General features: G+C 65.1%; 24 protein-coding genes. 10 read left to right on the forward strand and 14 right to left on the reverse strand.

Annotated elements, in window-relative coordinates; genetic code table 11:
* Positions 1–5: 5 nt before the first annotated feature.
* The 6 genes from phaR (at position 6) to LDO41_RS02910 (ending at position 6,634) form a co-directional block, all read left to right on the forward strand.
* Positions 6–563: a polyhydroxyalkanoate synthesis repressor PhaR gene (phaR, locus tag LDO41_RS02885; protein WP_223981592.1), complete on the forward strand. Its 558-nt coding sequence runs from the start codon at positions 6–8 to the stop codon at positions 561–563.
* Positions 564–851: 288 nt separating this feature from the next.
* Positions 852–1,796: a tRNA dihydrouridine synthase gene (locus tag LDO41_RS02890; protein WP_223981595.1), complete on the forward strand. Its 945-nt coding sequence runs from the start codon at positions 852–854 to the stop codon at positions 1,794–1,796.
* Between the two features lie 188 nt (positions 1,797–1,984).
* On the forward strand, positions 1,985–3,358 hold the full coding sequence (rimO, locus tag LDO41_RS02895; protein ID WP_223981598.1) for a 30S ribosomal protein S12 methylthiotransferase RimO: 1,374 nt from the start codon (positions 1,985–1,987) through the stop codon (positions 3,356–3,358).
* Between the two features lie 126 nt (positions 3,359–3,484).
* Positions 3,485–4,669: a beta-ketothiolase BktB gene (bktB, locus tag LDO41_RS02900; RefSeq protein ID WP_223981600.1), complete on the forward strand. Its 1,185-nt coding sequence runs from the start codon at positions 3,485–3,487 to the stop codon at positions 4,667–4,669.
* An 81-nt stretch (positions 4,670–4,750) separates the two neighbouring features.
* A complete protein-coding gene (locus tag LDO41_RS02905; protein WP_377740704.1) occupies positions 4,751–5,374 on the forward strand; it encodes a hypothetical protein in 624 nt (207 codons plus the stop codon).
* Positions 5,375–5,407: 33 nt separating this feature from the next.
* Positions 5,408–6,634 carry a cystathionine beta-lyase gene (locus LDO41_RS02910; RefSeq protein ID WP_223981602.1) on the forward strand — a complete coding sequence of 409 codons (1,227 nt, stop codon included), beginning with the start codon at positions 5,408–5,410 and terminating at the stop codon, positions 6,632–6,634.
* A 137-nt stretch (positions 6,635–6,771) separates the two neighbouring features.
* On the opposite strand, the gene LDO41_RS02915 is transcribed toward LDO41_RS02910, so the two are convergent.
* The 6 genes from LDO41_RS02915 to mfd all read right to left on the reverse strand — a co-directional run bounded on the left by LDO41_RS02915 (position 6,772) and on the right by mfd (position 14,831).
* A complete protein-coding gene (locus LDO41_RS02915) occupies positions 6,772–8,415 on the reverse strand; it encodes a PepSY-associated TM helix domain-containing protein (protein WP_223981604.1) in 1,644 nt (547 codons plus the stop codon).
* A gap of 10 nt (positions 8,416–8,425) precedes the next feature.
* Positions 8,426–8,713, reverse strand: coding sequence for a hypothetical protein (locus LDO41_RS02920; protein WP_223981606.1), 288 nt, complete (start codon positions 8,711–8,713; stop codon positions 8,426–8,428).
* A complete protein-coding gene (locus tag LDO41_RS02925; RefSeq protein WP_223981608.1) occupies positions 8,710–9,015 on the reverse strand; it encodes a hypothetical protein in 306 nt (101 codons plus the stop codon). Before LDO41_RS02925 ends, LDO41_RS02920 begins: the two co-directional genes overlap by 4 nt.
* Before the next feature lie 139 nt (positions 9,016–9,154).
* On the reverse strand, positions 9,155–10,006 hold the full coding sequence (serB, locus tag LDO41_RS02930; RefSeq protein ID WP_223981610.1) for a phosphoserine phosphatase SerB: 852 nt from the start codon (positions 10,004–10,006) through the stop codon (positions 9,155–9,157).
* 103 nt (positions 10,007–10,109) lie between these two features.
* The gene (argE, locus tag LDO41_RS02935; protein ID WP_223981613.1) at positions 10,110–11,333 is read right to left on the reverse strand and encodes an acetylornithine deacetylase; all 1,224 of its coding nucleotides are present in this window, start codon (positions 11,331–11,333) and stop codon (positions 10,110–10,112) included.
* A 54-nt stretch (positions 11,334–11,387) separates the two neighbouring features.
* Positions 11,388–14,831 (reverse strand): transcription-repair coupling factor, encoded by a 3,444-nt coding sequence (gene mfd / locus LDO41_RS02940; protein WP_223981617.1) that lies wholly within the window; start codon positions 14,829–14,831, stop codon positions 11,388–11,390.
* 174 nt (positions 14,832–15,005) lie between these two features.
* Here mfd and ispD point away from each other — a divergent pair, with 174 nt between their 5' ends.
* Together ispD and ispF are read left to right on the forward strand one after the other, a co-directional pair.
* The gene (gene ispD / locus LDO41_RS02945; RefSeq protein WP_223982348.1) at positions 15,006–15,944 is read left to right on the forward strand and encodes a 2-C-methyl-D-erythritol 4-phosphate cytidylyltransferase; all 939 of its coding nucleotides are present in this window, start codon (positions 15,006–15,008) and stop codon (positions 15,942–15,944) included.
* A gap of 27 nt (positions 15,945–15,971) precedes the next feature.
* A complete protein-coding gene (gene ispF, locus LDO41_RS02950; RefSeq protein WP_223981620.1) occupies positions 15,972–16,478 on the forward strand; it encodes a 2-C-methyl-D-erythritol 2,4-cyclodiphosphate synthase in 507 nt (168 codons plus the stop codon).
* Here ispF and LDO41_RS02955 read toward each other — a convergent pair.
* The 6 genes from LDO41_RS02955 to ompR all read right to left on the reverse strand — a co-directional run bounded on the left by LDO41_RS02955 (position 16,475) and on the right by ompR (position 22,166).
* Positions 16,475–17,059 carry a GNAT family N-acetyltransferase gene (locus LDO41_RS02955; protein WP_223981623.1) on the reverse strand — a complete coding sequence of 195 codons (585 nt, stop codon included), beginning with the start codon at positions 17,057–17,059 and terminating at the stop codon, positions 16,475–16,477. The genes ispF and LDO41_RS02955 overlap by 4 nt on opposite strands.
* A gap of 144 nt (positions 17,060–17,203) precedes the next feature.
* Positions 17,204–17,725, reverse strand: a complete 522-nt coding sequence (locus tag LDO41_RS02960) for a carboxymuconolactone decarboxylase family protein (protein WP_223981626.1) — start codon at positions 17,723–17,725, stop codon at positions 17,204–17,206.
* Between the two features lie 94 nt (positions 17,726–17,819).
* On the reverse strand, positions 17,820–18,368 hold the full coding sequence (locus LDO41_RS02965) for a peroxiredoxin (RefSeq protein WP_223981629.1): 549 nt from the start codon (positions 18,366–18,368) through the stop codon (positions 17,820–17,822).
* A 227-nt stretch (positions 18,369–18,595) separates the two neighbouring features.
* Positions 18,596–19,909: an MFS transporter gene (gene tcuC / locus LDO41_RS02970; protein ID WP_223981632.1), complete on the reverse strand. Its 1,314-nt coding sequence runs from the start codon at positions 19,907–19,909 to the stop codon at positions 18,596–18,598.
* 160 nt (positions 19,910–20,069) lie between these two features.
* The gene (locus LDO41_RS02975) at positions 20,070–21,419 is read right to left on the reverse strand and encodes an ATP-binding protein (RefSeq protein WP_223981635.1); all 1,350 of its coding nucleotides are present in this window, start codon (positions 21,417–21,419) and stop codon (positions 20,070–20,072) included.
* Positions 21,420–21,443: 24 nt separating this feature from the next.
* Entirely contained in the window at positions 21,444–22,166 is a 723-nt protein-coding gene (gene ompR / locus LDO41_RS02980) for an osmolarity response regulator transcription factor OmpR (protein ID WP_223981638.1), read from the reverse strand.
* 184 nt (positions 22,167–22,350) lie between these two features.
* Between ompR and LDO41_RS02985 the strand changes: the two genes are divergently transcribed.
* The gene (locus tag LDO41_RS02985; RefSeq protein ID WP_223981642.1) at positions 22,351–22,779 is read left to right on the forward strand and encodes a hypothetical protein; all 429 of its coding nucleotides are present in this window, start codon (positions 22,351–22,353) and stop codon (positions 22,777–22,779) included.
* A gap of 26 nt (positions 22,780–22,805) precedes the next feature.
* On the opposite strand, the gene LDO41_RS02990 is transcribed toward LDO41_RS02985, so the two are convergent.
* Positions 22,806–24,059, reverse strand: coding sequence for a Zn-dependent hydrolase (locus LDO41_RS02990; RefSeq protein WP_223981645.1), 1,254 nt, complete (start codon positions 24,057–24,059; stop codon positions 22,806–22,808).
* A gap of 27 nt (positions 24,060–24,086) precedes the next feature.
* A complete protein-coding gene (gene hpnD / locus LDO41_RS02995; protein WP_223981649.1) occupies positions 24,087–24,917 on the reverse strand; it encodes a presqualene diphosphate synthase HpnD in 831 nt (276 codons plus the stop codon).
* Between the two features lie 283 nt (positions 24,918–25,200).
* On the opposite strand from hpnD, the gene LDO41_RS03000 reads away from it, so the two are divergent.
* Complete coding sequence (locus tag LDO41_RS03000) at positions 25,201–26,448, forward strand: efflux RND transporter periplasmic adaptor subunit (protein WP_223981652.1); 1,248 nt, start codon at positions 25,201–25,203, stop codon at positions 26,446–26,448.
* Positions 26,449–26,470 lie beyond the last annotated feature (22 nt).

The following is a 26,470-nucleotide window of genomic DNA, read 5'->3' on the forward strand; positions in this document are numbered from 1 at the left end:
TACCGATGGCCACGACAAAGAAGGGCGCAGAGCGACTGATCAAGAAGTATCCCAATCGCAGGCTCTACGATACGCAGACCAGTACCTACATCACGCTTGCGGACGTCAAGCAACTGGTCATGGACACGGAAGAGTTCAAGGTGGTGGACGCCAAGTCCGGCGAAGAACTCACGCGCAGCATCCTGCTGCAGATCATTCTCGAAGAAGAGACCGGCGGCGTGCCGATGTTCTCGAGCTCGATGCTCTCGCAGATCATCCGCTTCTACGGGCACGCGATGCAGGGCATGATGGGCACGTACCTGGAGAAGAACATCCAGGCGTTCATCGACATCCAGGGCAAGCTCGCAGAGAACTCGAAGGGCCTGTACTCGGGCGAACCGTTCAGCCCCGACATGTGGTCGCAGTTCATGAATATGCAGGGCCCGATGATGCAGGGCATGATGAGCAACTACATCGAGCAGAGCAAGAACCTGTTCGTGCAGATGCAGGAACAGATGCAGAGCCAGGCCAAGAACATGTTCGGCACGTTCCCGTTCAACCAGCAAGACCCCAACAAGAAGTAAATCCCTCCTCGACGCCGAGCAGCCAGGCAGACCAACGCGCTGCCCGGTTGCTCGCGATCAAATTCCGGCTTGCACACCTTCGTTACGATCTGTCGTTTCGATCATTGACGTTGTTGAAACGGTACTCGCATGGATATCTGCTCCCCTACAAAAGCTTTGCCGCACACGCCTCCGCTGGTGCGCAAACCGGGGTAACATCGCGGTCTTTCAAGGCAACGGCGCCCGATCGGCTCGCCGGAAGCCCATAGCCAAGCCAGTGCGGTGCGGCAACTTGGACGCCGTTCTCGCATGAGCCAGCTGTATCTTGCACCGATGGAAGGGCTCGCAGACTACGTGCTGCGTGACGTGTTGACGCGCACAGGCGGATTCGACGGGTGCGTGTCGGAATTCGTCCGGGTGACGGGTTCGGTTCTTCCCAACCGGGTCTACGAGAGAGACACGCCCGAAATCCTCGACGGAGGCCGCACCCCCAGCGGCACGCCGATGGTGATTCAGTTGCTCGGCAGTGACCCTGAATGGATGGCGGCGAATGCGGCCCGGGCGGCCAGTCTGTCGCCGCATGGCATCGATCTGAACTTCGGTTGCCCCGCGAAAGTTGTCAACCGGCACGGTGGCGGCGCCATGCTGCTGGCGGATCCTGAACAGCTCAATCGAATCGTGTCGTCCGTTCGCGCGGCCGTGCCGGCTGGCATCGTTGTGACCGCAAAAATGCGGCTTGGCGTGTCCGACACCTCGCTCGCCATCGACTGTGCGACGGCGCTGGCGGAAGGCGGCGCGGCGCACCTGGTCGTACATGCCAGAACCCGTGACCATGGTTACCGGCCGCCGGCCCACTGGGAGTGGATTGCGCGGATCGACGACGCGGTGGATGTACCGGTCATCGCCAATGGCGAAGTCTGGGCAGTGGCGGACTGGCAGCGGTGCAGGGCGGTGAGCGGGTGCGCGGACGTGATGATCGGGCGTGGCGCCGTTTCGGACCCGTTCCTGGCCTTGCGTATCCGTGGGCTGATGGATCAGGCGCCTTCCGCCGAGGAGTGGCCGGCCGTGCTGGGATTACTCGACGACTACCTGAGGAAGCTGCAAGTCCGAGTGGGGGCTCGCCACGAGCACGGACGCGTCAAACTGTGGCTCAGCTATCTCAAGCGGACCTGGCCGGAAGCCGCCGAGCTGCACACCGCGATTCGGTACCTCCATGATTCGCGCGAAATTTTGGAAGTGATCGGGCGCGCTTGACGTGCCTCTGGCCACATGGCTGGGCAAGGACACCGCAAACCGGGGTAAAATCGCGGTCTTTCAAGGCGACGGCGCCCGGCACGAGCTTGCCACTGCTGCCGGAAGCCCATAGCCAGTGCGGCACGCCACCGGGGACGGTCGGACGTGCCCCGACTCCCGAATCCCCAAAAAGCAGAGCGCGGTGCCCCATGTCGTCTGAAACCAATCTGTCCAATCCTGTGCCGAAAGTCGGCTTCGTTTCACTTGGCTGTCCGAAGGCCCTTGTGGACTCGGAGCAGATCATTACGCAATTGCGTGCCGAGGGGTACGCGATCAGCGGGACCTACGACGGGGCCGATCTCGTAGTGGTCAACACCTGCGGCTTTATCGACGAGGCCGTGCAGGAAAGCCTGGACGCCATTGGCGAGGCGCTGACCGAGAATGGCAAGGTCATCGTCACGGGTTGCCTGGGCGCCAAGAAGGATGCCGCGGGCCACGACATCGTGTCGTCGGTGCACCCGAAGGTGCTGGCCGTGACCGGCCCGCATGCGCTGGGTGAGGTCATGCAGGCCGTGCACACGCACCTGCCCAAGCCGCATGATCCGTTCACCGACCTCGTGCCTGCAGCTGGCATCAAGCTGACGCCGAAGCATTACGCCTACCTGAAGATTTCCGAAGGCTGCAATCACCGCTGCTCGTTCTGCATCATCCCGTCGATGCGCGGCGACCTCGTCTCGCGCCCGGTGGCCGAGGTGATGCTCGAAGCCGAGAACCTGTTCAAGGCCGGCGTGAAGGAACTGCTGGTGATCTCGCAGGACACCAGCGCGTACGGCGTGGACGTGAAGTACCGCACCGGCTTCTGGAACGGCCGTCCGCTCAAGACGCGCATGACTGAACTGGTGGCAGCGCTCGGCGAGCTGGCCGCGCAGTACGGCGCGTGGGTGCGCCTGCATTACGTCTATCCGTACCCGCACGTGGACGAGATCATTCCGCTGATGTCGCAGGGCCACGTGCTGCCGTACCTCGATGTGCCGCTGCAGCACGCGCATCCGGACGTGCTCAAGCGCATGAAGCGTCCGGCCAATGCCGAGAAGACGATGGACCGCATTCGCGCGTGGCGCGAGATCTGTCCGGAACTGACCATTCGCAGCACCTTCATCGCCGGCTTCCCGGGCGAGACCGAGGCTGAATTCCAGACGCTGCTCGACTTTATCGCCGAAGCGGAGCTCGACCGCGTGGGCTGCTTTGCGTACTCGCCGGTGGATGGCGCCACCGCCAACGATCTGCCGGGCGCGCTGCCCGACGAGGTGCGCGAGGAACGCCGCGCACGCTTTATGGAAGTCGCCGAAGAGGTCTCGGCACGCCGCCTGCAGCGCAAGGTTGGCCAGACGCTGCGCGTGCTGGTGGACGAGCTCAATCAGGATGGTGGCATCGGCCGCTCGTCGGCGGATGCGCCCGAGATCGATGGTCTGGTGTATATCGCGCCGGCTACCAAGACCTCGCAGCGCTATCGCGCGGGCGAATTCGTGCAGGTGAAGATCACTGGCGCCGACGGCCACGATCTCTGGGGCGAGATCGCCTGATCAGGCTTTCATTTAATCCCACGAAGTTGTAGGACGATTAGGTAAAAGTACGGTCGTTCGCTTCTCGCTGCCGGGGCCGCATCTAGCGCTATACTGTGCGCCGCAACATCAATCATGGAGACAGACATGACGCGTGAAGTGGTGGTGGTAAGCGGCGTTCGTACCGCGATCGGAACGTTCGGCGGCAGCCTGAAGGACATGGCGCCGACCGACCTGGGCGCACTGGTTGTGCGCGAGGCGCTGGCGCGCGCCAGCGTGAGCGGCGATGACGTGGGGCACGTCGTATTCGGCAACGTGATCCATACCGAGCCGAAGGACATGTATCTGGCCCGTGTGGCCGCGGTGCAGGGCGGCGTGTCGATCCACGCCCCGGCGCTGACACTCAACCGCCTGTGCGGCTCGGGCCTGCAGGCCATTATCAGCGCGGCCCAGACCATTCTGCTCGGCGATGCCAACGTGGCCATCGGCGGCGGCGCTGAAAGCATGAGCCGCGCGCCATATCTGGCGCCAGCCGCCCGCTGGGGCGCGCGCATGGGCGATGCCAAGCTGCTCGACATGATGCTCGGCGCGCTGCATGACCCCTTCCACAATATCCATATGGGCGTGACCGCCGAGAACGTCGCGAAGGAATACGACATCTCGCGCAGCCAGCAGGACGAGACCGCGCTCGAATCGCACCGTCGCGCTTCTGCCGCTATCCGCGCCGGTTACTTCAAGGATCAGATCGTTCCGGTCACGTTGAAGTCCCGCAAGGGCGACGTCGTGTTCGATACCGATGAGCACGTGCGCCATGACGCGACCATCGACGATATGACCAAGCTCAAGCCGGTCTTCGCCAAGGAAAACGGCACCGTCACGGCTGGCAATGCGTCGGGCCTCAACGATGCCGCCGCTGCGGTGGTGCTGATGGAGCGCGCCGAAGCCGAGCGCCGTGGCCTGAAGCCACTCGCGCGCCTGGTGTCGTACGGCCATGCGGGCGTCGATCCCAAGACGATGGGCATTGGTCCCGTGCCGGCAACGAAGATGGCGCTCGAACGCGCCGGACTGTCGGTGGCCGACCTCGACGTGATCGAAGCCAACGAAGCGTTCGCCGCGCAGGCCTGCGCGGTGACAAAGGCGCTGGGTCTCGATCCGGCCAAGGTCAATCCGAACGGCTCCGGGATTTCGCTGGGCCATCCGATCGGCGCCACGGGCGCGCTGATCACGGTCAAGGCCTTGTATGAACTGCAGCGCGTCCAGGGCCGTCGTGCGCTGGTAACGATGTGCATCGGCGGCGGGCAGGGCATTGCCGCGATCTTCGAGCGCATTTGAGGGTCTTGCAGCACCTGGGACGTATCTTGCGGGCATTCTGCGGGTAAACTGACGGCGCATTCCTTTCCGTCGAGGTTGACCGTGTTTCGTCCTGCTCGTTTCGCTCCTTCACGTCCGTCGCTCGTAGCCGCCGCCACTGCCGTAGTGGCTTTCGCGGCGTTAGCGCTGCCCACACCGGGCAGCGCCGCCGATGGCACCTCGCTGTCGTCCGGCTCGCTTGGCATCAACGATGCGATCCGCGATGGCGAGGCGCGCCGCGGCAACGCGCTGACTACGGGCCCCGTCGGGCCGCTGGCGCCCCGTCCCGAATATGCGAAGCTGCCGGTCTATGTCGGCAAGGTCGGCGACAAGTCCGTGCGGCTGCGCGTGGGCCCCAAGACCGATACGCGCGACAGCCTGCAGGGCGAGTATTCGACCAGCGATGGCAAGGGCGTGCGCCTGTTATCGGGCGAGTGGGACAACGGCTCGTTCCTGATGGAAGAGTCCGACGACGGCACGCGCGTGTCGGGCAATTGGGACGGCCGGATCGACGAGCACGGCGCGGTGCGCGGCACGTGGACCGACGCGTTCAATCCGGCGATCGTCCTGCCGTTCGCGATTCGCCCGCTTGGCGGCTACCTCGTGATTCCCCCGTTCGATATGCGGCCCAGCAGCGGCGTCACCTACGCGCCGCCGCCGCCCAAGTCGTCGATCTCGGGATACTGACCCGCTCTCACACCTCTATCCAAGGATCGCGCTGTGTCCGACCGCTCTTCCTCTTCTCCTGACGACCAACACCCCGCGCATTTTCCGAAGACGGTTGCGGTGCAGCCCGATCTGAATATCGCGCCGGGGTTTGCCTCGTTCTCGCACGCCACGCATCGCGGTTCGACCGTGGTGTTTCGCACGCTCGCCGAACTGCGCGCATATGGCGACCCGTCCAAGACGTACTGGCGCTATGGCCTGCATGCCACGCCGACCAGCGAGGCGCTGTGCCAGCATCTGGCGCTGATCGAGGGTGGCAAGCACACGTTGCTGTTGCCATCGGGCATGGGGGCGATTTCGCTGGTGGATTTCGCGCTGCTCAAGAGCGGCGACGACGTGCTGATTCCCGACAACGTGTATGGCCCCAACCGCGATCATGCGGACTGGCTTGCGCGTGACTACGGCGTATCGGTGCGTTACTACCATCCGATGATCGGGGCCGGTATTGCCGCGCTGATCCAGCCCAATACGAAGCTGATCTGGCTCGAATCGCCCGGCTCGGTGACGATGGAAGTGCCCGACGTGGAGGCGATCGTCGCGGCCGCACGCGCGCGCGGTGTGGTCACCGCGATCGACAATACGTGGTCGGGTGGGTTGTATTTTCAGCCGTTCGACAAGGGCATCGATATCTCGGTGCAGGCGCTGACCAAGTACCAGTCGGGTGGCAGCGACGTGCTGATGGGCGCCACCATCGTGCGCGATACCAAGCTGCAGGATCGGCTGCGCCGTACACGTATGCTGATGGGGTGGGGCGTCTCCGCGGACGATTGTTTTCTGGTGTTGCGCGGGCTGCAGAGTATGCCGGTACGACTGGCCGCGCACGATCGCGCCGCGCGCGAGATTGCCGAATGGCTGCTACAACGGCCCGAGGTCACACGCGTGCTGCATCCCGCGTTGCCGCAATGCCCCGGCCACGCCGAATGGCGCCGCGATTTTTCGGGGGCGACGGGGTTGTTTTCGATCCTGTTGCACGACCGCTATTCGCGCAAACAGGTCGACGATTTCGTCGAGGCGCTCAAGCTGTTCGCGATCGGCTGGTCATGGGGCGGGGCGCATAGCCTCGCGGTGCCATATCACGTGCCGACCATGCGTGCCCCGGGCACATGGCCCCCGGCGGGCTGGGAGCATGCCGGCGAACTCGTGCGGCTCTATATCGGATTGGAAGACACGCGCGATCTGATCGCCGACCTGAAGCAGGCCATGGAGGCCACACTGGCCTGAGGCGTCTTACGCCACCGGCGCATCTTATGCGGTTGGTTTGCGCCCGAAGTGAGAGGGCACCGCCGGCGCATCGTATGCCTTCGGTTTGCTCCCCTCTCCCTCAGGGAGAGGGGCCGGGGGAGAGGGTGAAAGGTTAATTAACCAACTGTTTGCTCCCCTCTCCCCTGGGGAGAGGGGCTGGAGGAGAGGGCCGCCTTGCCTGCCTGCGGCGGTGCCCACACCGACTCAGCTGGCCCATTCCGCGACCGCCGCTGCGTGGCACGCGCCAAAGCAACATACCCCACCGCCAGCGCAATCGCGCCGATATCGAACCCAGCCACCGCCCAACGCCCGCCCAGCGCGGCGGCAAACAGGTGGTCCCCAGTCAGGATCGCATTCGACAGCGGTACCGTCAGCGACGCCAGCGCCGCCACATACAGCAGCTCGATCGCCGCCCGCACCGGCGGACGAATCAACGCCCACGCAATCGCCGCCGCGAACACTGGCCAATACACATAGCTCACCGCCCGCTCGGGCCACAGCAGTGCGGCCGGGAAGCATAGCGCCACGCCAATGCAGCAGCCAATGCAGACCCCCACCGTCGCCTGCGCGAGCAGACGATGCACGCGCGGCTGGTCGGCCTGTCGCGTCTTGCGGCGCGACTCGATCCACAGCAGGTTGCCCGAATAAAACAGGAACGCCCCCGCCAGCCCCGCCAGCAGATACACAAAGCGCACCGCCAGATCGCCAAACGTGCCGAAATGCAGCGCGTACAGCGCGCTATACAACGCATGATTGCCATCGCGCGCGCCCGGTGTCTGGTTGGCAATCAACTGGCCCGCATTGGGCTCGCCCGCCGCCGCATGAATCCCGACCGACCCGCCATTGCCCAGCGCGCGCGCGCTGTCGCCACGCACTTCGGCCACCGCATTGGCATCGCCATAGCGCTGGAAGCGAATCGCCTCCGGCGTGAAATGCTCGCCACCATGCTCACGCGCGATACGCAGCAGCTCAGCCGACGTCATCGTGGGCACCGGCCGATTGGCCGACACCACTTCCGGCGTGGCGCCAGTCACGCGCGGAATCACCTCCATCAACTTGCCGTCGAACGTCAGCACGTTGAACACCATCACGAGCACCAGCGACAGGCAGAACAGCGCGCCAGTCACCGCGAACACCATATGGAACGGCAGGCTGAACAGGCCAATCACGTTATGTGCGTCCATCCAGAAGCGCTTGAGATTGCGCCCCGGCCGCACCGCGAACAGATCCTTCTTGAGGCGCGGCAGATGCAGCAACACGCCCGACACGAGCGCCAGGCCATACAGCACCGAGATCACGCCCATGAAGTACATGCCGTTCGTGCCAAGCCCCAGTGCATAGTGCAGCGAGTTCAGAAACGCGGACAACTCGCCGGCCACCGCGTCGATGGACGTATTGCGCTGCGCGGCCGCATCGCCATCGAGGCGCGCGCCGCTCATGTGGTGCCATTCGCCCTTCTTGTCCATCCAGTAGGCGTTGAAGTCGGGCTCTTCCTTGCTGGGCAGGCCCACATAAACGCCAGCGGCGGCGTCGGGCTGCACCGCGATGAGCTTCTGCACGAACGCATCGACGGCAGGGCCATTCACCTCGACCTCGGCCGCATGATGGCCTTCGAGGCGGGCAGGGTTCTGCCAGACGTGGATCTCGTGGTGGAACACGGTAATCGCGCCCGCAAAGAACGCGATGAACAGGGCCCAGCCGGCCATCAGGCCGACCCAGGTATGGAGTGTCTGGTACAGACGGAGCGTATTGGTCTTCATCGGACGATCCTCACGAGCCGAGCGTGGAGGCGGGCGGCATCGCATGCAGCGCGCGCAGCGCCCACAACGCACCGAAACAGACGAGGTTGGCGGCGGCGAGCCACAGCCACGCCGCACGGCTCGAGCCGAACAGCAGGCTGCCGCTGATGATTCCTACCCACAGCGGCAGGGTCAGCAACACCGCGGCCACCACGCCGCCTTCCCAGCCACCCGGCAACCACAGGATGCCCAGCGTGCAGAGCGCCAGCGCGAGCGGCAGACCCAGCAACGTGCCCGCAAGCCATTTGGTGCCCATCATGCGGCCTCCTCCACGGTCTCGGCGGCGTCACGCACGCCGCGGCGATGGTTGGCCCAGGTGCCGAGGAACGGCCACAGCGACAGGCAGCACGTCAGCGTGATCAGCGTGGCGGCAATCGCCACGGCCCAGCCTTCGGGAATGCTCATGATCCAGGCGGATGCCACCACGAGCACCAGCCCGAGGATAAAGAGGGCGCGCGGCGACAATGGCCGGCGCGAAGAGGGGATCAGGACCTGGTTCGGCGCGGCCAGATACAGGCACGCGGCAGCCACCAGCCCAAGCAGGACGGCAATGCCTTGCATGAACATCCGTTCATTCGAAAACTCGGAAGCTGAAATAGTAATGATTCCCATTTGATTTCACAAGAAAATCAAGGGAATACGACAATTTTGTAATCTTTGAGGCGCAGCGACGGCGCCCCGAGAAAGTGTCGCCCTAGGCTTATTTCAGCAGTTCCAGCAGTCCGTCCAACCCGACGTGGTTGAACGCGACACTGGCCTGGGCACGCACCACGGGTTTGGCGCGGAATGCCACCGAGAGGCCGGCGATGGCCATCATCTTGAGGTCGTTGGAGCCATCGCCCATGACGATCGCCTGCGACGGATCGGCGCCGATCTGCGCGCATACCTCGCGCACCGTGCGTGCCTTGACGTCGGCGTTGACGATCTCGCCGACCACCTGGCCGGTGAGCTTGCCGTCGACGATCTCGAGCGTATTGGCGCGCGTGAAGTCGAGGCCCAGACGTGGCTTGAGCTGATCGGTGAAATGGACAAAGCCACCCGATACCAGCAGCGTGCGAATGCCGAGCGCCTGCACGCCGGCCAGCATGCGTTCCGCGCCGGGCGACAGGCGCAGGCGTTCCGCGTACACGCGGTCGAGCACCGAGGCGTCGAGCCCCTTGAGCAGCGCCACGCGGCGGCGCAGGCTTTCGTTGAAGTCGGTGATCTCGCCGCGCATGGCGGCTTCGGTGATGGCCGAGACCTCGGCCTTGAGCCCGCAGAAATCCGCAATCTCGTCGATGCACTCGATCGTGATCAGCGTCGAGTCCATGTCCATGGCCACGAGCTTGAAGTCCGACAGCTTGCGCGCGACCGGCAACACCGCCCAGTCGATGCCGCGCGGCATGCAGTACGCGTCGAGGCTCTCGTGCAGCGCGGGCGTCAGCGGCGCGCTGGTGTCGGCCACGGCGACGGTATCGCTATGCGGCACCAGCGGGGAGGCCCCGGCAAGCGCGCGCACGGCGTCGAGATCGGCGGTGGCAATCGGGGAGAGGCTCTGGAGAATCAACGGCATGGGACGAATGCGGGTCAGGTGGGCTCAACGAAGGCACTATTGTAGCCATTCGTGGCTACCCACCTAGCCATAAACGCTTACTGCACGAGCCTACTGCGCGAACTTACTGCGCGCGCAGGCTGCCCACCACCTTGTGCAGGAATCGCTCGCACGCTTCAAGCTGGTCGAGCGCGACGAACTCGTCAGGCTTGTGGGCCTGCTGAATATCGCCGGGGCCGCAGACCACCGCCGGTACGCCGATCTGCTGGAACAGGCCAGCCTCCGTCGCGTAGGCCACCTTGTTGATATCGCGATCGCCAGTCAGCGCGCGCACGAGTTGGGTAATCGCATCCTGCTCCGCGGCGTCGAGCGACGGCGCCGCCGCGATCTCGGTGATCACGAGGTCCGCATCGGCGTGCTCGCCACGCATGCGCGGCAGCAGCACATCGCCAGCGTAAGCCTGCACACGCGAAATAATGCCCTTGGGATCCACGCCCGGCAGATTGCGGAACTCGAACACGAACTCGCACAGCGCGGGAATCGTATTGATCGCGATGCCACCCTGAATGGTGCCGGTAGACGCCGTGGTGAACGGCACATCGAATGCCTGGTCGTATGGGCCATTAGCCTTGAACTCGTCGGCGATGTCGCGGATAAAGCAGATCAGCCGCGCCGCGTACTCGATCGCATTGACGCCCTTCGGTGTCAGCGACGAATGCGCGGCCTGACCCTTGACGCAGCAGCGGTACGCGTTGATGCCCTTGTGCGCGACGATGGTGCGCATGCTGGTGGGCTCGCCGACGATGCAGCCCGCCGGACGCACGCCGCGGTCGCGCAACTGCGCGAGCATATAAGGCGCGCCCATGCAGCCGACTTCCTCGTCGAACGACAGCGCGTAATGCACAGGCTCGCGCAGACGCGTCTCCAGCAGCGTCGGCAGCAGCGACAACGTGGTGCCGATAAAGCCCTTCATGTCGCACGTGCCGCGACCGTAGAGCTTGCCATCGCGAATCACGGGCTGGAACGGATCGCTGCTCCAGTCCTGACCATCGACGGGCACCACGTCGGTGTGGCCCGACAGCACGATGCCGCCATCGGTCGTGCCATTCGCGGCCGGTACGGTGACGAACAGGTTGGCCTTGTTCTGCTGCGGGTTGTAGCTCAGGTGCGGCTGCAGCCCGCGTGCCGCGAAATGATCGCGCACGGTCTCGATCAGGCCGAGATTCGAATTACGCGAAGTGGTGTCGAATTCGACCAGCCGCCTGGTCCAGTCCAGCGCGCTGAGATCGGTGGCGCGGTTGGCAACGGTGTTTTCGCGGGTCTTCTCGTTCAGAGTGTCGACTGACATGAGGGCTGGGTCCGGTTCGAATGTTTAATGGTCGATGCTACACCTCGCCGCGCGTCAGGCCAACTGGCGCAGCGTGTGCTTGATGGTCTGGGCGCGCACGGCGATATCTGGCATCTTGGCCTCGATGCGCAGCTTGTCCTGCCCCGCCAGCTTGATATGGCGGTTCTTCTGCACGAGGTCGATGATGCGAATCGCGTCGATCGGCGGATTGGGCACGAACTGAACGCTGATGCTGGCCTCGCCCGCATCGATCTTGCGTACGCCCAGCGGCGCGGCCGCGATGCGCAGCCGGTGCGTTTCGACCAGTGCCTGCGCCTGCGGCGGCAGCCGGCCGAAGCGGTCGATCAGCTCTTCCTGGATATCGTCCACGCGCTCGGCCGTCTCGCAGTTGGCGAGGCGTTTATAAAGCGAAAGGCGTTCGTGCACGTCCGCGCAGTAATCGCTGGGCAGCAGCGCGGGCGTGCCGAGGTTGATCTCGGTGGTGGCCTGCAGCGGCGCCATCAGGTCGGGCTCCTTGCCGGCCTTGAGCGCCTTGACCGCAGCGTTCAGCATATCGGTGTACAGCTGGAAGCCGATCTCGTGGATCTCGCCCGACTGCTTGTCGCCGAGCACTTCACCGGCGCCGCGAATCTCGAGGTCATGCATGGCCAGATAGAAGCCCGCGCCCAGTTCCTCCATCTGCTGGATGGCCTCGAGCCGGCGCTGTGCCTGCTTGGTCAGGCCATCGACATCGTGTACCAGCAGATACGCATAGGCCTGATGGTGCGAACGGCCGACGCGGCCGCGCAACTGGTGCAGCTGCGCCAGCCCGAACTTGTCGGCGCGGTGGATCAGGATCGTGTTGGCGGTGGGGTTGTCGATGCCGGTCTCGATGATGGTCGTGCACAGCAGGATATTGTCGCGTCGCGCGACGAAGTCCCGCATCACGCGCTCGAGCTCGCGCTCGTGCATCTGGCCGTGCGCCACCGCGATACGCGCTTCCGGCACCAGCTCGGCCAGCCGCGCGCGCTTGTTCTCGATCGTGTCCACCTCGTTGTGCAGGAAGTAGACCTGTCCGCCACGCTTGAGCTCGCGCAGGATGGCTTCGCGAATCACGCCATCTTCCTCGCGACGCACGAACGTCTTGATCGCGAGCCGCTTCTGTGGCGCGGTGGCAATCACCGAGAAATCGCGCAGGCCTTCGAGCGCCATGCCGAGCGTACGCGGAATCGGCGTGGCCGTGAGGGTGAGTACATCGACCTCGGCGCGCAGCGACTTGAGCGCTTCCTTCTGCCGCACGCCAAAGCGGTGTTCCTCGTCGATGATGACGAGCCCCAGGCGCTGGAATTTCACCTCGTCGGAGAGCAGCTTGTGCGTGCCGATCACGATATCGACGGTGCCGTCGTTGATCTGCTTGATAGCCGCGTCGATCTCTTTCTTGGTCTTGAAGCGCGACAGTTCGACGATGCGCACCGGCCATTCGGCAAAGCGGTCCGACAGCGTCTGGAAATGCTGCTCGGCCAGCAGCGTGGTGGGCGCGAGCATCGCCACCTGCTTGCCGCCGAGCACCGCCACGAACGCGGCACGCAATGCCACCTCGGTCTTGCCGAAGCCGACATCGCCGCATACCAGCCGGTCCATCGGCTTGCCCGAGGTCATATCGGCAATCACGGCCGAGATGGCCGCGGCCTGATCGGGTGTTTCCTCGAAACCGAAGCTCTCGGCGAACGTCTCGTAGTCCTTCGGCGACAGAGGGAACGCAAAGCCTTCGCGCAGTGCGCGGCGCGCGTACAGGTTCAGCAGTTCGGCCGCGGTATCGCGGATCTGCTGCGCGGCCTTGCGCTTGGCCTTGTCCCACTGGCCGGAGCCCAGGTGGTGCAGCGGCGCGGTATCGGGGTCCGCGCCCGAATAGCGCGAGATCACATGCAACTGATGCACGGGCACGTACAGCTTTGAGCCTTTGTCATAGTCGAGGTGCAGGAACTCTTCCTCGCCATTGCCCAGATCGAGCGTGACCAGTCCGTTGTAGCGGCCAATGCCGTGCTCGCTGTGCACGACGGGGTCGCCCACCTTGAGCTCGGCGAGGTCGCGCACCATCGAATCGACGGCGCTGGCCTGTTCCTGCTTGCGGCGGCCCGCACGGCGCGCGGTGCCTGCATACAGCTCGGCTTCGGTCACGAACGCGAACGATCCCGCCGGCAGCGCAAAGCCGCTCTGCAGCGGCGCCACCACGATCGAGAAGTGCGTGTCGCCAGCGAGGAACGCGGCAAAGTCATCCACCGGTTGCGGGCGCAGGCCGCTCTCGGCAAACAGTTGCAACAGCGTCTCGCGTCGGCCCGCGGAGTCCGCGCACATCAGCACCCGCGTGGCCTTGTCGAGCAGCAGCGATTCGAGGTTGACCAGCGGATCTTCGGCGCGTCGGTTCACCGAGACATCGGGCAAGGCCTTGACCGGCGGCACGTCATCCGCAGTGGCCTCCCGCTGCAGCACGAGCCGCGCGAGCGGCTTGGCGCCGACGAAGAACTGCTCCTCGGAGAGGAACAGGTCCGACGGCGGCAGCAGCGGACGCTCGCGGTCATGCCGCATAAACGTGTAGCGTTGCGTGGTATCGGCCCAGAAGCGGCGGATCGCGTCGTCAACATTGCCCGAGAACGCAAGCTGCGTGTTGGCGGGCAGATAGTCGAACACGCTCGCGCTCGACTCGAAAAACAGCGGCAGGTAGTACTCGATGCCCGCCGACGGCACGCCGTTGCCGATGTCCTTGTAGATCGGCGACTTGGTTGGATCGCCCTCGAACACCTCGCGCCAGCGGCCGCGGAACGCGGTACGCGCGGTCTCGTCGAGCGGAAACTCGCGCCCCGGCAGCAATCGCACTTCCTTGACCGGATAGAGGCTGCGTTGGGTATCGGGGTCGAACGCGCGAATGGTCTCGATTTCGTCGCCGAACAGATCGATCCGGTAGGGCAGCGCCGAACCCATCGGAAACAGGTCGATCAGGCCACCGCGCACGCTGTATTCGCCGGGGCGCATCACCGCGCTCACGTGCTCGTAACCGGCCAGCGTGAACTGCGCCTTGAGCGCGGCTTCATCGAGCCGCTCGCCCTGCTTGAAGAAGAACGTGTAGGCCGCGAGGAACGCGGGCGGCGCCAGTCGATAGAGTGCGGTGGACGCGGGCACGATCATCACGTCGCACTGGCCACCCTGGATATCGTGCAGCGTCGCCAGCCGTTCCGAGACCAGATCCTGGTGCGGAGAAAAGCTATCGTAGGGCAGCGTTTCCCAATCGGGCAGCAGCCGCACGCGCAATTCGGGCGCGAACCATGGAATCTCTTCCGCGAGCCGCTGCGCGTCGGTGGCGTTGGCGCAGACCACCGCGAGCATCGGCACCTGCGCGCGATGCGCGCGCATATAGGCGGCCACGAGCAGCGCGTCGGAGGAGCCGGTCAGGCCCGTCACGGTATGACGCATGCCGGGCTTGATCAGCGGCAGGGAAAGAAAGCCAAACGAAGCAGAAGACATACGTGGGTATCGGGCGTTGACGACAGGGGCAATGCAAGGGTCGGGCTACAACTACAGGGCTACACTGCGGGGCTACAACTGCGACTACCAGAACCATACAAACGGCGCGCTACAAAACGACGACGCCCCGCCGGCAGTGCGGGCGGGGGTCATCGGCCATGCATGCCCGCGCCGGTGGCGGCGGGCGAGGGCCATATTATAGAATGCGGACCGGCCACTCTGCTGGCCACCACTGAACTTGACCATCGCCCCCGCCGGAGAACCGTGACCGACCCTCGTTCCGACCGTCCTGACCGTAGATTCGCCCTGATTCCCTGCGCCGGCACTGGTAGCCGCGCGGGCGGGGCGTTGCCCAAGCAATACCAGACGGTGGCCGGGCGGCCGATGATCTGGTACGCGCTGGCCGCGTTTTCCGCGTGCGATGCGATCGCCGCCACAGCGCTGGTGCTGGCCCCCGACGACATGCCGCTGGAGTCGCGCTTCGGCGCGGCCACATTCGCGGGTCTGCGCTTCGACACCGCGTTTGTCGGTGGCGACAGCCGTCACGCGTCGGTGCTCGCGGGCCTGCATCACCTCGCGCAACTGGGCGCGGTGGACACCGACTGGGTGCTCGTGCACGACGCGGCCCGGCCGGGCCTGACACCCGCCATGATTCACGCGCTGGTGCGCGCGGTGGAAGCCGATGGCGATGACGATCCCGACGCCGCGATCGGCGGCATTCTCGCGGTACCCGTGCCGGACACGCTCAAGCGCGCCGAAGCCTCGGGTGGGGCGCTGGCTGGTGCCACGGGTGGTGCCACGAGTGGTCCCAAGAGTGGTCCCAAAATCGGTGTCACGGTGCCGCGCGAAGGCCTGTGGCAGGCGCAGACCCCGCAGATGTTCCGCGTGGGCGTCCTCCGCGAGGCGCTGCGCGACGCCATGGCCGCGGGCGCCGTGGTGACCGACGAAGCGAGCGCGATCGAGCGGCTGGGGCTGCATCCGCGCCTCGTCAACGGTTCGCTGCGCAATTTCAAGGTAACGTACCCGGAGGACTTCGCGCTGGCGGAGGTTCTGCTGGAAACGGGTGCGCCCGTGACATCCCCGACGTCCGGTACCCCCGGCGCGTCGCAGTAAGTTTTTCAAGATTCCGAAGGAGTTGCATTGAATCCGTTCGATATCCGCGTGGGGCAGGGCTATGACGTGCACGCGCTCGTGCCGGGACGCAAGCTGATTCTCGGCGGCGTGGACATTCCCCACGATCGCGGCCTGCTGGGCCACTCCGACGCCGATGCGCTACTGCACGCCGTCACGGACGCGCTGTTCGGCGCGGCCGGTCTCGGCGATATCGGCCGCCATTTCCCCGATACCGATGTGCAGTTCAAGGGCGCGGACAGCCGCGTGCTGCTGCGCGAATGCGCCAAGCGCGTGCGCGCGGCCGGTTACGAGATCGGCAACGTGGACGCCACCGTCATCGCGCAACAGCCGAAGCTCGCGCCGCATATCACGGGCATGGTGAACAATCTGGCCGAAGATCTCGGCATCGACCCGAAGCGCTGCAACGTCAAGGCCAAGACCAACGAGAAGCTCGGCTTCGAAGGACGTCAGGAAGGGATCGTCGCCCAGGCGGCGGTGCTGATCTGGCGTCGCGGCGGCGACGCGCAGGACTAATTCCTGGCGATTGGCGAGGGCGCCGGCGGGTCGTCGGCGCTGATCGGAAACACGTAGTCGATCAGCCGCGCCATCGCACCGCTGCGCGAGCCTGCCTCGGTGCGCTTGGAGAAGCCCATCTGCTGGCAGAGCCGATTGGCCGAGTCCATCTCCGGCATGGCGCGCACCACCAGCGCGTTGGCGCCGATATCTCGCGCGCGCTGGATGCAGATCTGCATCAGCGTATGACCGAGGCCCAGGCCGCGTGCCTGCGGACTGACCGACAGCAATCGCGCCTCGGGCTGCGTCAGCGTAATCGTGCTGCCATCGAGCGCGGGCAACGTGGCACCGGGATGGCAGAACAACACGGCGCCGCTGATGCCATGGTCGCCCTCGGCCACCCACCATTCCATGTCGGCGTTTTTAGAGGCCGCGAGCACGGATTGCATACCGCGCTGGAACGACGCGCGGCAGTCTTCCATGATCTCGAGTTCGTACTGCGCATAGGCCTGCTGCGTGACCGCGGCAATATCGCCCCAGTCATACGCTGCCGCCAGGCGGTAGCGGAAGCGAGGCGAGTCGTGCGAAGGCAGAGTGCTCATGGTGACAATGTTGTGCCAGTCGTGCAGTCGATTGTATGCCCATCGACACGCCCGCGCAGCGTGGGCGTACCCGGATGACACAGAAATAAAAAAGCCCCCTCCCGTGCGGGAGAGGGCTTGCGGTGCAAGATTGCGATGCGGCAGTTACTGCGCGGCAATCACGTTGGCGGCAGCGCCGATCACGGCGGCGATGCGGCCGACGTCGCGCAATTGCTGCGACGTCATGCCTTGTTCGTTCTTCAGCAACTGATAGTGCGACTTCACGCAGAAGTGGCACTTGCCGATGATCGAGGCGGCCAGCGCGTACATCTCGAAGCGGCGCTTGTCCACACCACCATGGGTAGCGTAGGCGTTCATGCGCAGGCCGGCCGGCTGGCTCGCCAGATCCGGATCGTCGGCCATCTCGATGTACGGATACCAGACGTTGTTCATGCCCATCAGCGCGGCCGCGGTCAGCGCGGCGTTGGTTTCCTCGGGCGACAGCACGTTCGCATTGCGAATCGCGTCAACGATTACGCGGCTCTGCGCGGCAAACGCGGCAGCCAGCGCCACACCCACGGCATCGTTGCCTTCCAGCGACGAACGCGCGATGGTGCCATCGACGTTGAGGCGGATGTCCTTGGCGTAATCGGGGATGAGGTTCTTAATCGTGGCGAGGAATTCCATTTATTTCTCCTATCGGCAAGGGCTCAAAAAACCCGCATGTAGCGGGTTTCCGCGCGTGAAGCGGTCTGGGACCTCTTCACGCGAGCGATGACTATTACAGCGTGGCGCCGCCAACAGCGCGGTTGCACGGGCACAGTTCGTCCGTTTGCAGACCGTCCAGAATACGCAGCACTTCTTCCGGGTTACGGCCGACGTTCAGGTTGTTCACCGACACGTGTTGGATCACGTTGTCCGGATCGACGACGAACGTAGCGCGCAGGGCAACGCCGGCAGCCTTGTCACGCACGCCCAGCTGATCGATCAGCGAGCCGGTCACGTCGGCGAATTGCCATTGGTCCAGCTTGTTCAGGTCCTTGTGTTCACGACGCCATGCCAGCTTCACGAACTCGTTGTCGCTCGAACCACCCAGCACGATCGCGTCGCGGTCGGCGAAGTCGCCGTTCAGCTTGGCGAAGGCCACGATTTCGGTCGGGCACACGAAGGTGAAGTCCTTCGGGTAGAAGTAAATGATCTTCCACTTGCCTTCGAACGACTTTTCGGTGATGTCTTCGAACGCCGATTGGCCGTTCTCTTCGTGGTTGTTGAAACCAGGCTTCACGCCAACGATCTGGAAGGCTTCGAGCTTGTCACCAACGGTCTTCATCAGACTTCTCCTAAATTCAGTTGAAAAGAGAGGCAAGCGATACGCGATTTGCGATCGCAACAGGGACGGATTATGCGTGGTCCTGCACCGGGCGGCCAATTGATAATCTCAAAGACGCCGATAGGCACCGCACAACGGCACCCGCCATGGCGAGGCCGGTTCCCGCTTGGGAAGGACGGAGTATGCCATGTGCGAACGCACATGGCATGACAGCGGAGGAGGGGGAATCAGGCGGCGCGCAGGGTCTGTGCCTGATTGTGCTGCCGGAAGATCGCGAGCGTGGCCACCAGGCCACAGGCAGCGGCGAACATCAGCCACAGGCCCGGCGCGGCCTTGTTGCCGGTGGCATGGATCAGATACGTGGACACCGCTGGCGTGAAGCCGCCGAACAATGCCGTGGCCAGGCTGTAAGCCAGCGAGAAACCGGTGGTACGCACCGCGGGTGGCATCAGCTCGGCCAGCGCCACGACCATCGCGCCGTTATAGCTGCCGTACAGGAACGAGAGCCACAGCTCCACCATCAGCAGGCGGCCGAACGACGGCTCGGCGACTAGCCACGTGATGGCCGGATACGCGGTCAGCAGCGTGAGGATGGTGAAGGTAACCAGCAATGGCTTGCGGCCGATGCGATCGGACACGGCGCCCATCAGCGGCAGCCAGATGAAGTTGGACAGGCCCACGCACATCGTGACGATGAGGTTGTCCACGTCGTCGAGCTTGAGCACGGTCTTGCCGAAGGTCGGGGTGTACGCGGTGATCATGTAGAACGACACCGTGGTCATCACCACCAGCAGGCAGCCGGCGATGATGATGCGCCAGTTGTCGAGCATCGAACGGTAGATCTCGCGCGGCGCCGGGCGATGCTTGCGCGCGCGGAAGGCCTCGGTTTCCTCGAGCGACCGGCGGATCAGGAACAGGAACGGCACGATCAGGCAGCCAATCAGGAACGGCACGCGCCAGCCCCAGGCATCCATCTGCGCGGGTGCGAGCGTCGCATGCAGGATCACGCCGAGCAGGCCCGCGAAGATCACGGCCACCTGCTGGCTGGCCGATTGCCACGCCACGTAGAAGCCCTTGTGGCCTGGCTTGGCGATCTCCGACAGGTACACCGATACGCCGCCGAGTTCGACCCCGGCCGAGAAGCCCTGCAACAGGCGTCCCGCGAGCACCAGCAGCGGCGCGGCCACACCGATGGTCTGATAGCCAGGCACCAGCGCAATCAGCAGCGTGCCGGCAGCCATCATGATCAGCGTGAGGATCAGGCCTTTGCGGCGGCCGTGATGGTCGATGTACGCGCCGAGCACGATCGCGCCGAGCGGCCGCATCAGGAAGCCCGCGCCGAACGTCGCGAGCGAGAGCATCAGCGAGGCGAACTCGTTGCCGCTGGGGAAGAACGTACGCGCGATGGCGGCGGCATAGAAGCCGTACACCATGAAGTCGTACATTTCGAGGAAGTTACCGCTGACCACGCGGAACACGGTGCGGAAACCGTGCTGCTGTGACGAGGCGGCGGCAGGCGTGGCGGGGGTGCTGGCTGTCATGGGAGCGTCTCTCGCCACCGTAGGGACCGATGGCATCGTTATGTGATGCCATGCAGTCTGCGCCGCGCCGCTGTCATTCCGCTGTCAACTGCCTTTCAACTAGATATCAAAGGCTGTCGAAAACCTGTCAATGCGCCCGTTGATGCGCTGCTGTGGTGCTTCAGGCGCGCCGGAAGAACGCGCTGACCACGAGGCCGCTGGCCGGCGGCTGGCGATTGGCGAGCATCAGGCGGCCGCCGTTGCGCTGCAGGATCCGGTTCACGATCGACATGCCGAGTCCCGCGCCCTTGGCTTCGCTACGCGCGGCATCGAGCCGGTAGAACGGCCGCGTGAGCAGCGGCAGCTGGGCCTCGGGGACACCCAGGCCATGGTCGGCCACGGTCATCACGGCCTCCTTGTCCTCGGTGCGCGTGGTGATCTCCACCACGGCCATGCCGGTTTCCTCGTCCTTCGCATAGCGGCGCGCGTTTTCGACGAGGTTGTCGAGAATCCGCTGCACTTCCATGCGATTGGCCATCGCCATGACCGGACCGCCGCTGCGCACGTGCACGCGCACATCGTCGTGCGCGGCGTAGACCCCCACCGCATCCTGCACGAGCGCGGACAGGTCCACCGGCTCGAGCATTTCCTGCGCGGGACGCGCGTAGTTGAGGAACTGCCCGATGATCGCGTCCATCTGTTCGATATCGGAGATCATCGCCTCGCGCGTGGCCATGTCCGCCGGCGACAGCTCGGTTTCCAGGCGCAGGCGCGTGAGCGGTGTGCGCAGATCGTGCGAGATACCGGCCAGCATCACCACGCGGTCGTCATCGAGCTGGCGCAGGTCCCGCACCATCTGATTGAAACTGTGGTTGGCCTGTGCCACCTCGCTCGCGCCGTCCTCGTTGAGCAGCGGTGCTTCCCCTCCGGTACCGATCTGCCGTGCCGCGTTGGCCAGGCGTTTGAGCGGGTAATTGACGCGCGCGGTGATAAAGGCCGCGCCGAAGATCGACAGCAGCAGTGCCGCGATGGTCCACCACAGCCACTGGATGCCCGAGACGCGTTCGAAACGTTCGGGACTGATGGCGACCCAGTAGTCGTCGCCCTCGATCTCGAAGCTGACCCACACGCCCGGAATATCGTTGACGGTGGTGGCGATGACGGTGTCCTCGCCCAGGCGTCCCCGGATTTCCTGTTGCACGAGCTGCGTCAGGAATGGGTTGGCGGTGGGCACTGCGAAGTCGTCATCCTTCTCGCGCGGGTACACCTTGATGCCTTCGTTCTGCACGAGGTCGAGCAGAAGGAACCGGCGCCGCGCGGGGTCGGAGTAGAGGAGCGCGGCACGCGTGAGCTTGACCACGCTGACGACCTGCATGGCGATCTGCTGGGCACGTGGTGCGCGTTCGAAGAGCCGATAGCTCTGGAACCAGATACCCAGCGAGATCGCCAGAAGCAGGGCGATCAGCATGAAGGTTCGCCAGAATAGCGAACCGAAGAACCGCGTTGCGGTACGGCCGAGAGCGGACGCCACGATGCAGACTGTGGACGGACCGCTTTACTTCACGCCATCGGGGATGAAGACGTAGCCAAGCCCCCAGACCGTCTGGATGAAACGGGGGTTGCCCGCATCCGGCTCGATCAGCTTGCGCAGGCGGGAGATCTGCACGTCCAGGCTGCGATCGAATACTTCGTATTCGCGGCCGCGTGCCATTTCCATGAGTTTCTCGCGCGAGAGCGGCTGGCGCGGATGACGCGCGAAGACCTTGAGCACCGAGAACTCGCCCGTGGTGAGCGTGATTTCCTCGTCGTTCTTGGTCAGCGTGCGCGTGGCCAGGTTGAGCACGAAGTCGCCGAACGCGAACGTCTCGGGCGTCTCCGACGGGGCGCCCGGCACTTCGGCCGGACCCTTGCGGCGCAGCACCGCGTGAATGCGCGCGATCAACTCGCGCGGATTGAACGGCTTGGGCAGGTAATCGTCGGCGCCCATCTCGAGACCGACGATGCGATCGACGTCTTCGCCCTTCGCGGTCAGCATGATGATCGGGGTCTGATCGTTGGCGCCGCGCAGACGGCGGCAGATCGAGAGGCCGTCCTCGCCGGGCATCATCAGGTCGAGCACCAGCAGGTCAAAGCGCTCGCGCAGCCAGAGCTTGTTCATGGCCGTGGCGTTCTCCGCTACCAGCACCGTGAAGCCCTGTTCGCCGAGGTAGCGGCGCAGCAGGTCGCGCAAGCGGGGGTCGTCGTCCACGACGAGAATCTTGTGGCTCGTATTTTCCATGGCGGTATCTTAGCGACTATCGGTTTTGCTCAAAATGGCTTAACAAAACGTTACATACTTTACCCCGTGGTATGGCGGCGTGCATCAATAGTGCATTTACACTCCGCTCACCGTTTGGGCCGGTGGGGTTTTTGCTGCCACGGGAAAACAGACCCAGGCGGGAAATCAAAACCGACATTATCCAATGAAAGTGAAGCAATACCGGCACGGGCAAACCCTGCGTCGCGCATGCGAACTCGGCAGCCGCCCTCAGCGCGCCCGGGTTGCGTCCGCTCAGGTGATGTCGATCGCCGGCCTGGTCATGGTCGTGGCCCTGCTGCCGCACACCGCGCGCGCCCAATCGGCGGGCATGGCCAATCTGCTTCATCATCCTCCCGCTCCGGCGTCTTCGGCCTCCGAAAGCCGTGTCCACACCAATCCCGCGCACGAGCGTGCCGACCAGCGCGAAGCACGCGCCCGTGCGGAGAAGTATCGCACCGAGCGGGACATGGCCGAGCGCGCGTCGCGGCAGGGCCCCGGCGGTGGCAATCCCAAGCTGTCGCCCGACGAGCGCAAGACGCTGCGCAAGAATCTGCTCGACCTCAGTAAGGAAATGTACTCCGGTGGCGGTTGAGCACCGGTTTACTGCTTCATCTGCGTTCAATCCGTCGTGCGGAAATGCCGCAGGAAGTCGACGAAGGTCTCGGCCGCAAGCTGCGCGTCTTCCGCGGTAATCGTCTCGAGCGGGTTGTGGCTGATGCCGCCATTGCCGCACCGTACGAACAGCATCGCCACATCGGTGATCCGCTGCATCATCATCGCGTCGTGGCCCGCGCCCGACGGCAATTCGAAGGCCTCGAGGCCACGTTTCTTCAGCACCGCGCCAAACTGATCCATCAGCCAGCGCGCGCACGGTGCATTGTTGACCGGCGTCACGCGCTCGACGCGCGCGCTCAGGCCGCGCCGCTGCGCGATCGCTTCGATGCCGGCGAGGATATCGGCGATGGCGGCTTCGCGAATGCCATCCTCACCCGCGCGAATGTCCATCGAGAAGACGCACGCGCCCGGAATCACGTTGCTCGAGCCGTTCGGTACCTGCAACTGGCCGACGGTGCCCACCAGCGTCGGCACCTGTGCGCATCGCGACTCCACCAGCAGCGTCATTTCCGCGGCACCGGTGGCGGCGTCACGCCGCATGTCCATCGGCGTGGTGCCCGCATGGCTCGCGAGACCTTCCACACGGACCTGAAAACGGCTGCTGCCGGCGATCTGCGTGACGATGCCAAGCGGCAGTCCGCGGTTGAGCAGCACCGGACCCTGTTCGATATGCACTTCGACAAAGCCCGCGAGCGTGGCGGGATCGACGGCGGCGTCGCGCAATGCAGCGTCATCGCCAGCACCGGTGAAGCCGGCCGCGCTCAGCGCATTGCGCATGTTGATGCCGTCGGCGTCCTCGCGGTCCAGCAGCGCGTGGTTGAAATGGCCCGCCAGCACGCTGCTGGCGAGAAAGCTGGTCTTGAAGCGCAGGCCTTCTTCTTCCGCGAAGCCGACCACCTCGATGTGGTAGGGCAGGCGGATGCCGGCCGCATGGAGGGCGCCCACCACGACGATCGGCAGCAGAATGCCAAGCCGTCCGTCATAGCGGCCGCCGTCGCGCACCGTGTCGAAGTGAGAGCCCGTCATCAGCACTTTGGGGGCGATGGCGGACGGGTCTGCCGCATAGCGGCCGATCACGTTGCCGATGGCGTCGATGCGCACCTGCATGCCCGCGTCCGCCATCCACTTGGCGAGCTGCGCCTGTGTGGCGCTATGCGCGGGCGTCAGATACGCGCACGTCAGCCCGTCTTCCATATCGGAGAAATGCGCCAGCGCGGCGGCGTAGTCGAGGATGGTCTGGCCAAGCGTGGGTGTCATGATCGGGTGCGGGAAATAGGGGGAGGGCTAGGCGAACTTCATCCACGTGCGCCATGCGATCCACAGCTTGCGCAACGGCGTCAGCGCGATGCGCTGGTGCAGCACCTGGAAGTGGCTCGCCTCGATTTCGTCGAGCAGCGCATGCGAAATCGCGCTCAGCACGAGCACGGCGCGCTGCGCGCGGCGATCCTTGCGCGGCAGCAGCGCCATCGCCTCTTGCCGCAACGCGCGGGCGCGCGCGGCCTGTTCCGTCATCAGCGCGACAAAGCGGTCCGAATGGCGCGACTGCAGGATGTCCGCGGCGGGGACTTCGAAGCGTTGCAGCGTATCGACCGGGATATAGATGCGGCCGCGGCGCGCGTCCTCGCCGATATCGCGCACGATATGCACGCGCAGCAGCGACAGCCACAGCTTTTCCGCGTGGGCGAGCGTGGCGTCATCCGTATAGCCGAGCACGCGCGCGTTGAGCCGGCCGAACGCGCCGGCCGCGCTCTGGCAGAAACGCTGCAGGCCGATCTCGTCGAGATAGCGCGACTGGTTCAGGTCCATCTCCATGCCGTCCAGCACTTCCGACATATCCGCTTCGTTCAGCGCGGCCAGATGCGGCAACAAGGCCTGCGTGACCGGATGGGCGGGCTGCCGCTGGAACAGACGGCGCACTTCGCCGCGCCACCAGTCGAGCCGCTGATGCGCCACGCCGGCGTCATGGCTGTCGTGGACGAGGTCCTCGAGCTCGCGTCGCCACGCATGCAGGGCCGTGATCGCGCGACGGCGCTCCTGCGGCAGGAACAGGAAGCTGTAATACAGGCTGGAGCCGCTCTGGGCGGCTTTGTCTTGACAATACTGATCGGGCGTCACGCCGGTCTCGGGGTTATGGGTCGCCGCGGGGGCTGCGGGCCAGCATTTAACCATACCTTGGCGTCCGCGCCACAGGATGGGGTACCTATTGTCAACCGTTCGCGCCCCCAATCACGCGTTCGGTCGCACTGGCGTTTGACGCACCTCGGGCGGATCGTTATATTACTGACCGGCAAGTTATTTACTGAATTTCCGCGCTGAGCCTGACGATCCGACTCCCGACGCCTTCTTGATGCCTCCTCCTTCCTCCGGGCCCCGACCCGAGCCTGCCGGCCATCCCCGCATGGCGGCCCAACCGTTCGCCGCGCGCCCATGGTCGCTATGGTCGCTAGGGTCGCTAGGGTCGCTATCGTCGCTATCGTCGCGCGCGGGGCTGGCGTTGCTGGTGGCGGGAGCGCTGGGCCTCGGCGGTTGCGGCAAGCCGAAGGAAGCGGAACCCGAGGTGCGACCGGTGCGGCTGATGCCACTGCATCCCGCGGCTGGCCAGACCGCGTTCGAGTTTTCGGGGGAAGTGCGGCCACGGGTGGAGTCGCGGCTGGGCTTCCGGGTCAGCGGCAAGATCGCGGCGCGCCTCGTGGACGTTGGCGCCAGCGTGAAGAAAGGGCAGCCGCTTGCGCGGCTCGACCCGACCGACCTGGCGCTGGCCGAAGCGGGCTCGCGCGCGCAGTACGACGCCGCGCGCACGGACCGCGATCTGGCCGCCTCCGACCTCAAGCGCTACAACGAACTGTTCAGTCGCAACTTTATCAGCGCGGCCGAACAGCATCGCCGGCAGGCCACTTACGACGCCGCGGTCTCGCGGTTCAATCAGGCCGAGGCCGGGCTGCGCAGTCAGGCCAACCAGACCGGATATGCGGTGCTGACCGCGGATGCCGATGGGGTGGTGACCGCGGTCGATGCCGAGGTGGGGCAGGTGGTGACGCCAGGCCAGCCGGTGATCCGCGTCGCGCAGACAGCCGAGAAGGAGGTCGCGATCGGCCTGCCCGAGGATCAGGTGGAGATGCTGCGCGCCGTGGGCGATGTCACGGTCCATACCTGGGCCGAGCCCGATCGCAGGCTGCCCGCACGCGTGCGCGAGATTTCCGCGGCGGCGGACCCGGTGACGCGCACCTATCCGACGCGCGTGTCGGTGCCGAATCCGCCGGCGGACCTGCGCATCGGCATGACCGCGGTGGTGACGTTCCTGCGGACGGCCGAGACCGCCGCCATTCGTATTCCGCTGACCGCGCTGCTGCAGGATCAGGGGCGCAATCTGGTGTGGATCTACGAGCCCGCCAAGGCCGGCGCGCAGGGTGGCGACAAGGCCGGTGGCAAGGTGCCAGAGGAAGGTGGCCGAGGCACGGTGCGCGCGGTGCAGGTGACGGTGGGCGAGGCGATCGGCAACGAGATCGTGATCCGCCAGGGGCTGACGCCGGGCCAGACCATCGTCACGGCCGGCGTCCATCTGCTCAAGCAAGATCAACTGGTCAAGCCGATGCAGAGCATAACGCCGGGCACGCCGGTCCCCGCCGCCGGCGGCGCGCCAAACTAATCGCCAACCGAGCCGGGCGCGC

This window comes from Cupriavidus pampae (assembly GCF_914271485.1).
GTDB classification, from domain to species: domain Bacteria; phylum Pseudomonadota; class Gammaproteobacteria; order Burkholderiales; family Burkholderiaceae; genus Cupriavidus; species Cupriavidus pampae.

Excerpts from the sequence above, each read along its gene's own strand:
- bktB (WP_223981600.1), top strand. The coding sequence starts at position 3,485 with ATGACGCGTGAAGTGGTGGTGGTAAGCGGCGTTCGTACCGCGATCGGA.
- LDO41_RS02985 (WP_223981642.1), top strand. The coding sequence starts at position 22,351 with ATGAAAGTGAAGCAATACCGGCACGGGCAAACCCTGCGTCGCGCATGC.
- LDO41_RS02955 (WP_223981623.1), bottom strand. The coding sequence starts at position 17,059 with ATGAGCACTCTGCCTTCGCACGACTCGCCTCGCTTCCGCTACCGCCTG.
- LDO41_RS02915 (WP_223981604.1), bottom strand. The coding sequence starts at position 8,415 with ATGAAGACCAATACGCTCCGTCTGTACCAGACACTCCATACCTGGGTC.
- rimO (WP_223981598.1), top strand. The coding sequence starts at position 1,985 with ATGTCGTCTGAAACCAATCTGTCCAATCCTGTGCCGAAAGTCGGCTTC.
- tcuC (WP_223981632.1), bottom strand. The coding sequence starts at position 19,909 with ATGACAGCCAGCACCCCCGCCACGCCTGCCGCCGCCTCGTCACAGCAG.
- LDO41_RS03000 (WP_223981652.1), top strand. The coding sequence starts at position 25,201 with ATGGCGGCCCAACCGTTCGCCGCGCGCCCATGGTCGCTATGGTCGCTA.
- phaR (WP_223981592.1), top strand. The coding sequence starts at position 6 with ATGGCCACGACAAAGAAGGGCGCAGAGCGACTGATCAAGAAGTATCCC.
- LDO41_RS02960 (WP_223981626.1), bottom strand. The coding sequence starts at position 17,725 with ATGGAATTCCTCGCCACGATTAAGAACCTCATCCCCGATTACGCCAAG.
- LDO41_RS02925 (WP_223981608.1), bottom strand. The coding sequence starts at position 9,015 with ATGCAAGGCATTGCCGTCCTGCTTGGGCTGGTGGCTGCCGCGTGCCTG.
- argE (WP_223981613.1), bottom strand. The coding sequence starts at position 11,333 with ATGTCAGTCGACACTCTGAACGAGAAGACCCGCGAAAACACCGTTGCC.
- LDO41_RS02990 (WP_223981645.1), bottom strand. The coding sequence starts at position 24,059 with ATGACACCCACGCTTGGCCAGACCATCCTCGACTACGCCGCCGCGCTG.
- LDO41_RS02965 (WP_223981629.1), bottom strand. The coding sequence starts at position 18,368 with ATGAAGACCGTTGGTGACAAGCTCGAAGCCTTCCAGATCGTTGGCGTG.
- serB (WP_223981610.1), bottom strand. The coding sequence starts at position 10,006 with ATGCCGTTGATTCTCCAGAGCCTCTCCCCGATTGCCACCGCCGATCTC.
- mfd (WP_223981617.1), bottom strand. The coding sequence starts at position 14,831 with ATGTCTTCTGCTTCGTTTGGCTTTCTTTCCCTGCCGCTGATCAAGCCC.
- LDO41_RS02920 (WP_223981606.1), bottom strand. The coding sequence starts at position 8,713 with ATGATGGGCACCAAATGGCTTGCGGGCACGTTGCTGGGTCTGCCGCTC.
- LDO41_RS02890 (WP_223981595.1), top strand. The coding sequence starts at position 852 with ATGAGCCAGCTGTATCTTGCACCGATGGAAGGGCTCGCAGACTACGTG.
- ompR (WP_223981638.1), bottom strand. The coding sequence starts at position 22,166 with ATGGAAAATACGAGCCACAAGATTCTCGTCGTGGACGACGACCCCCGC.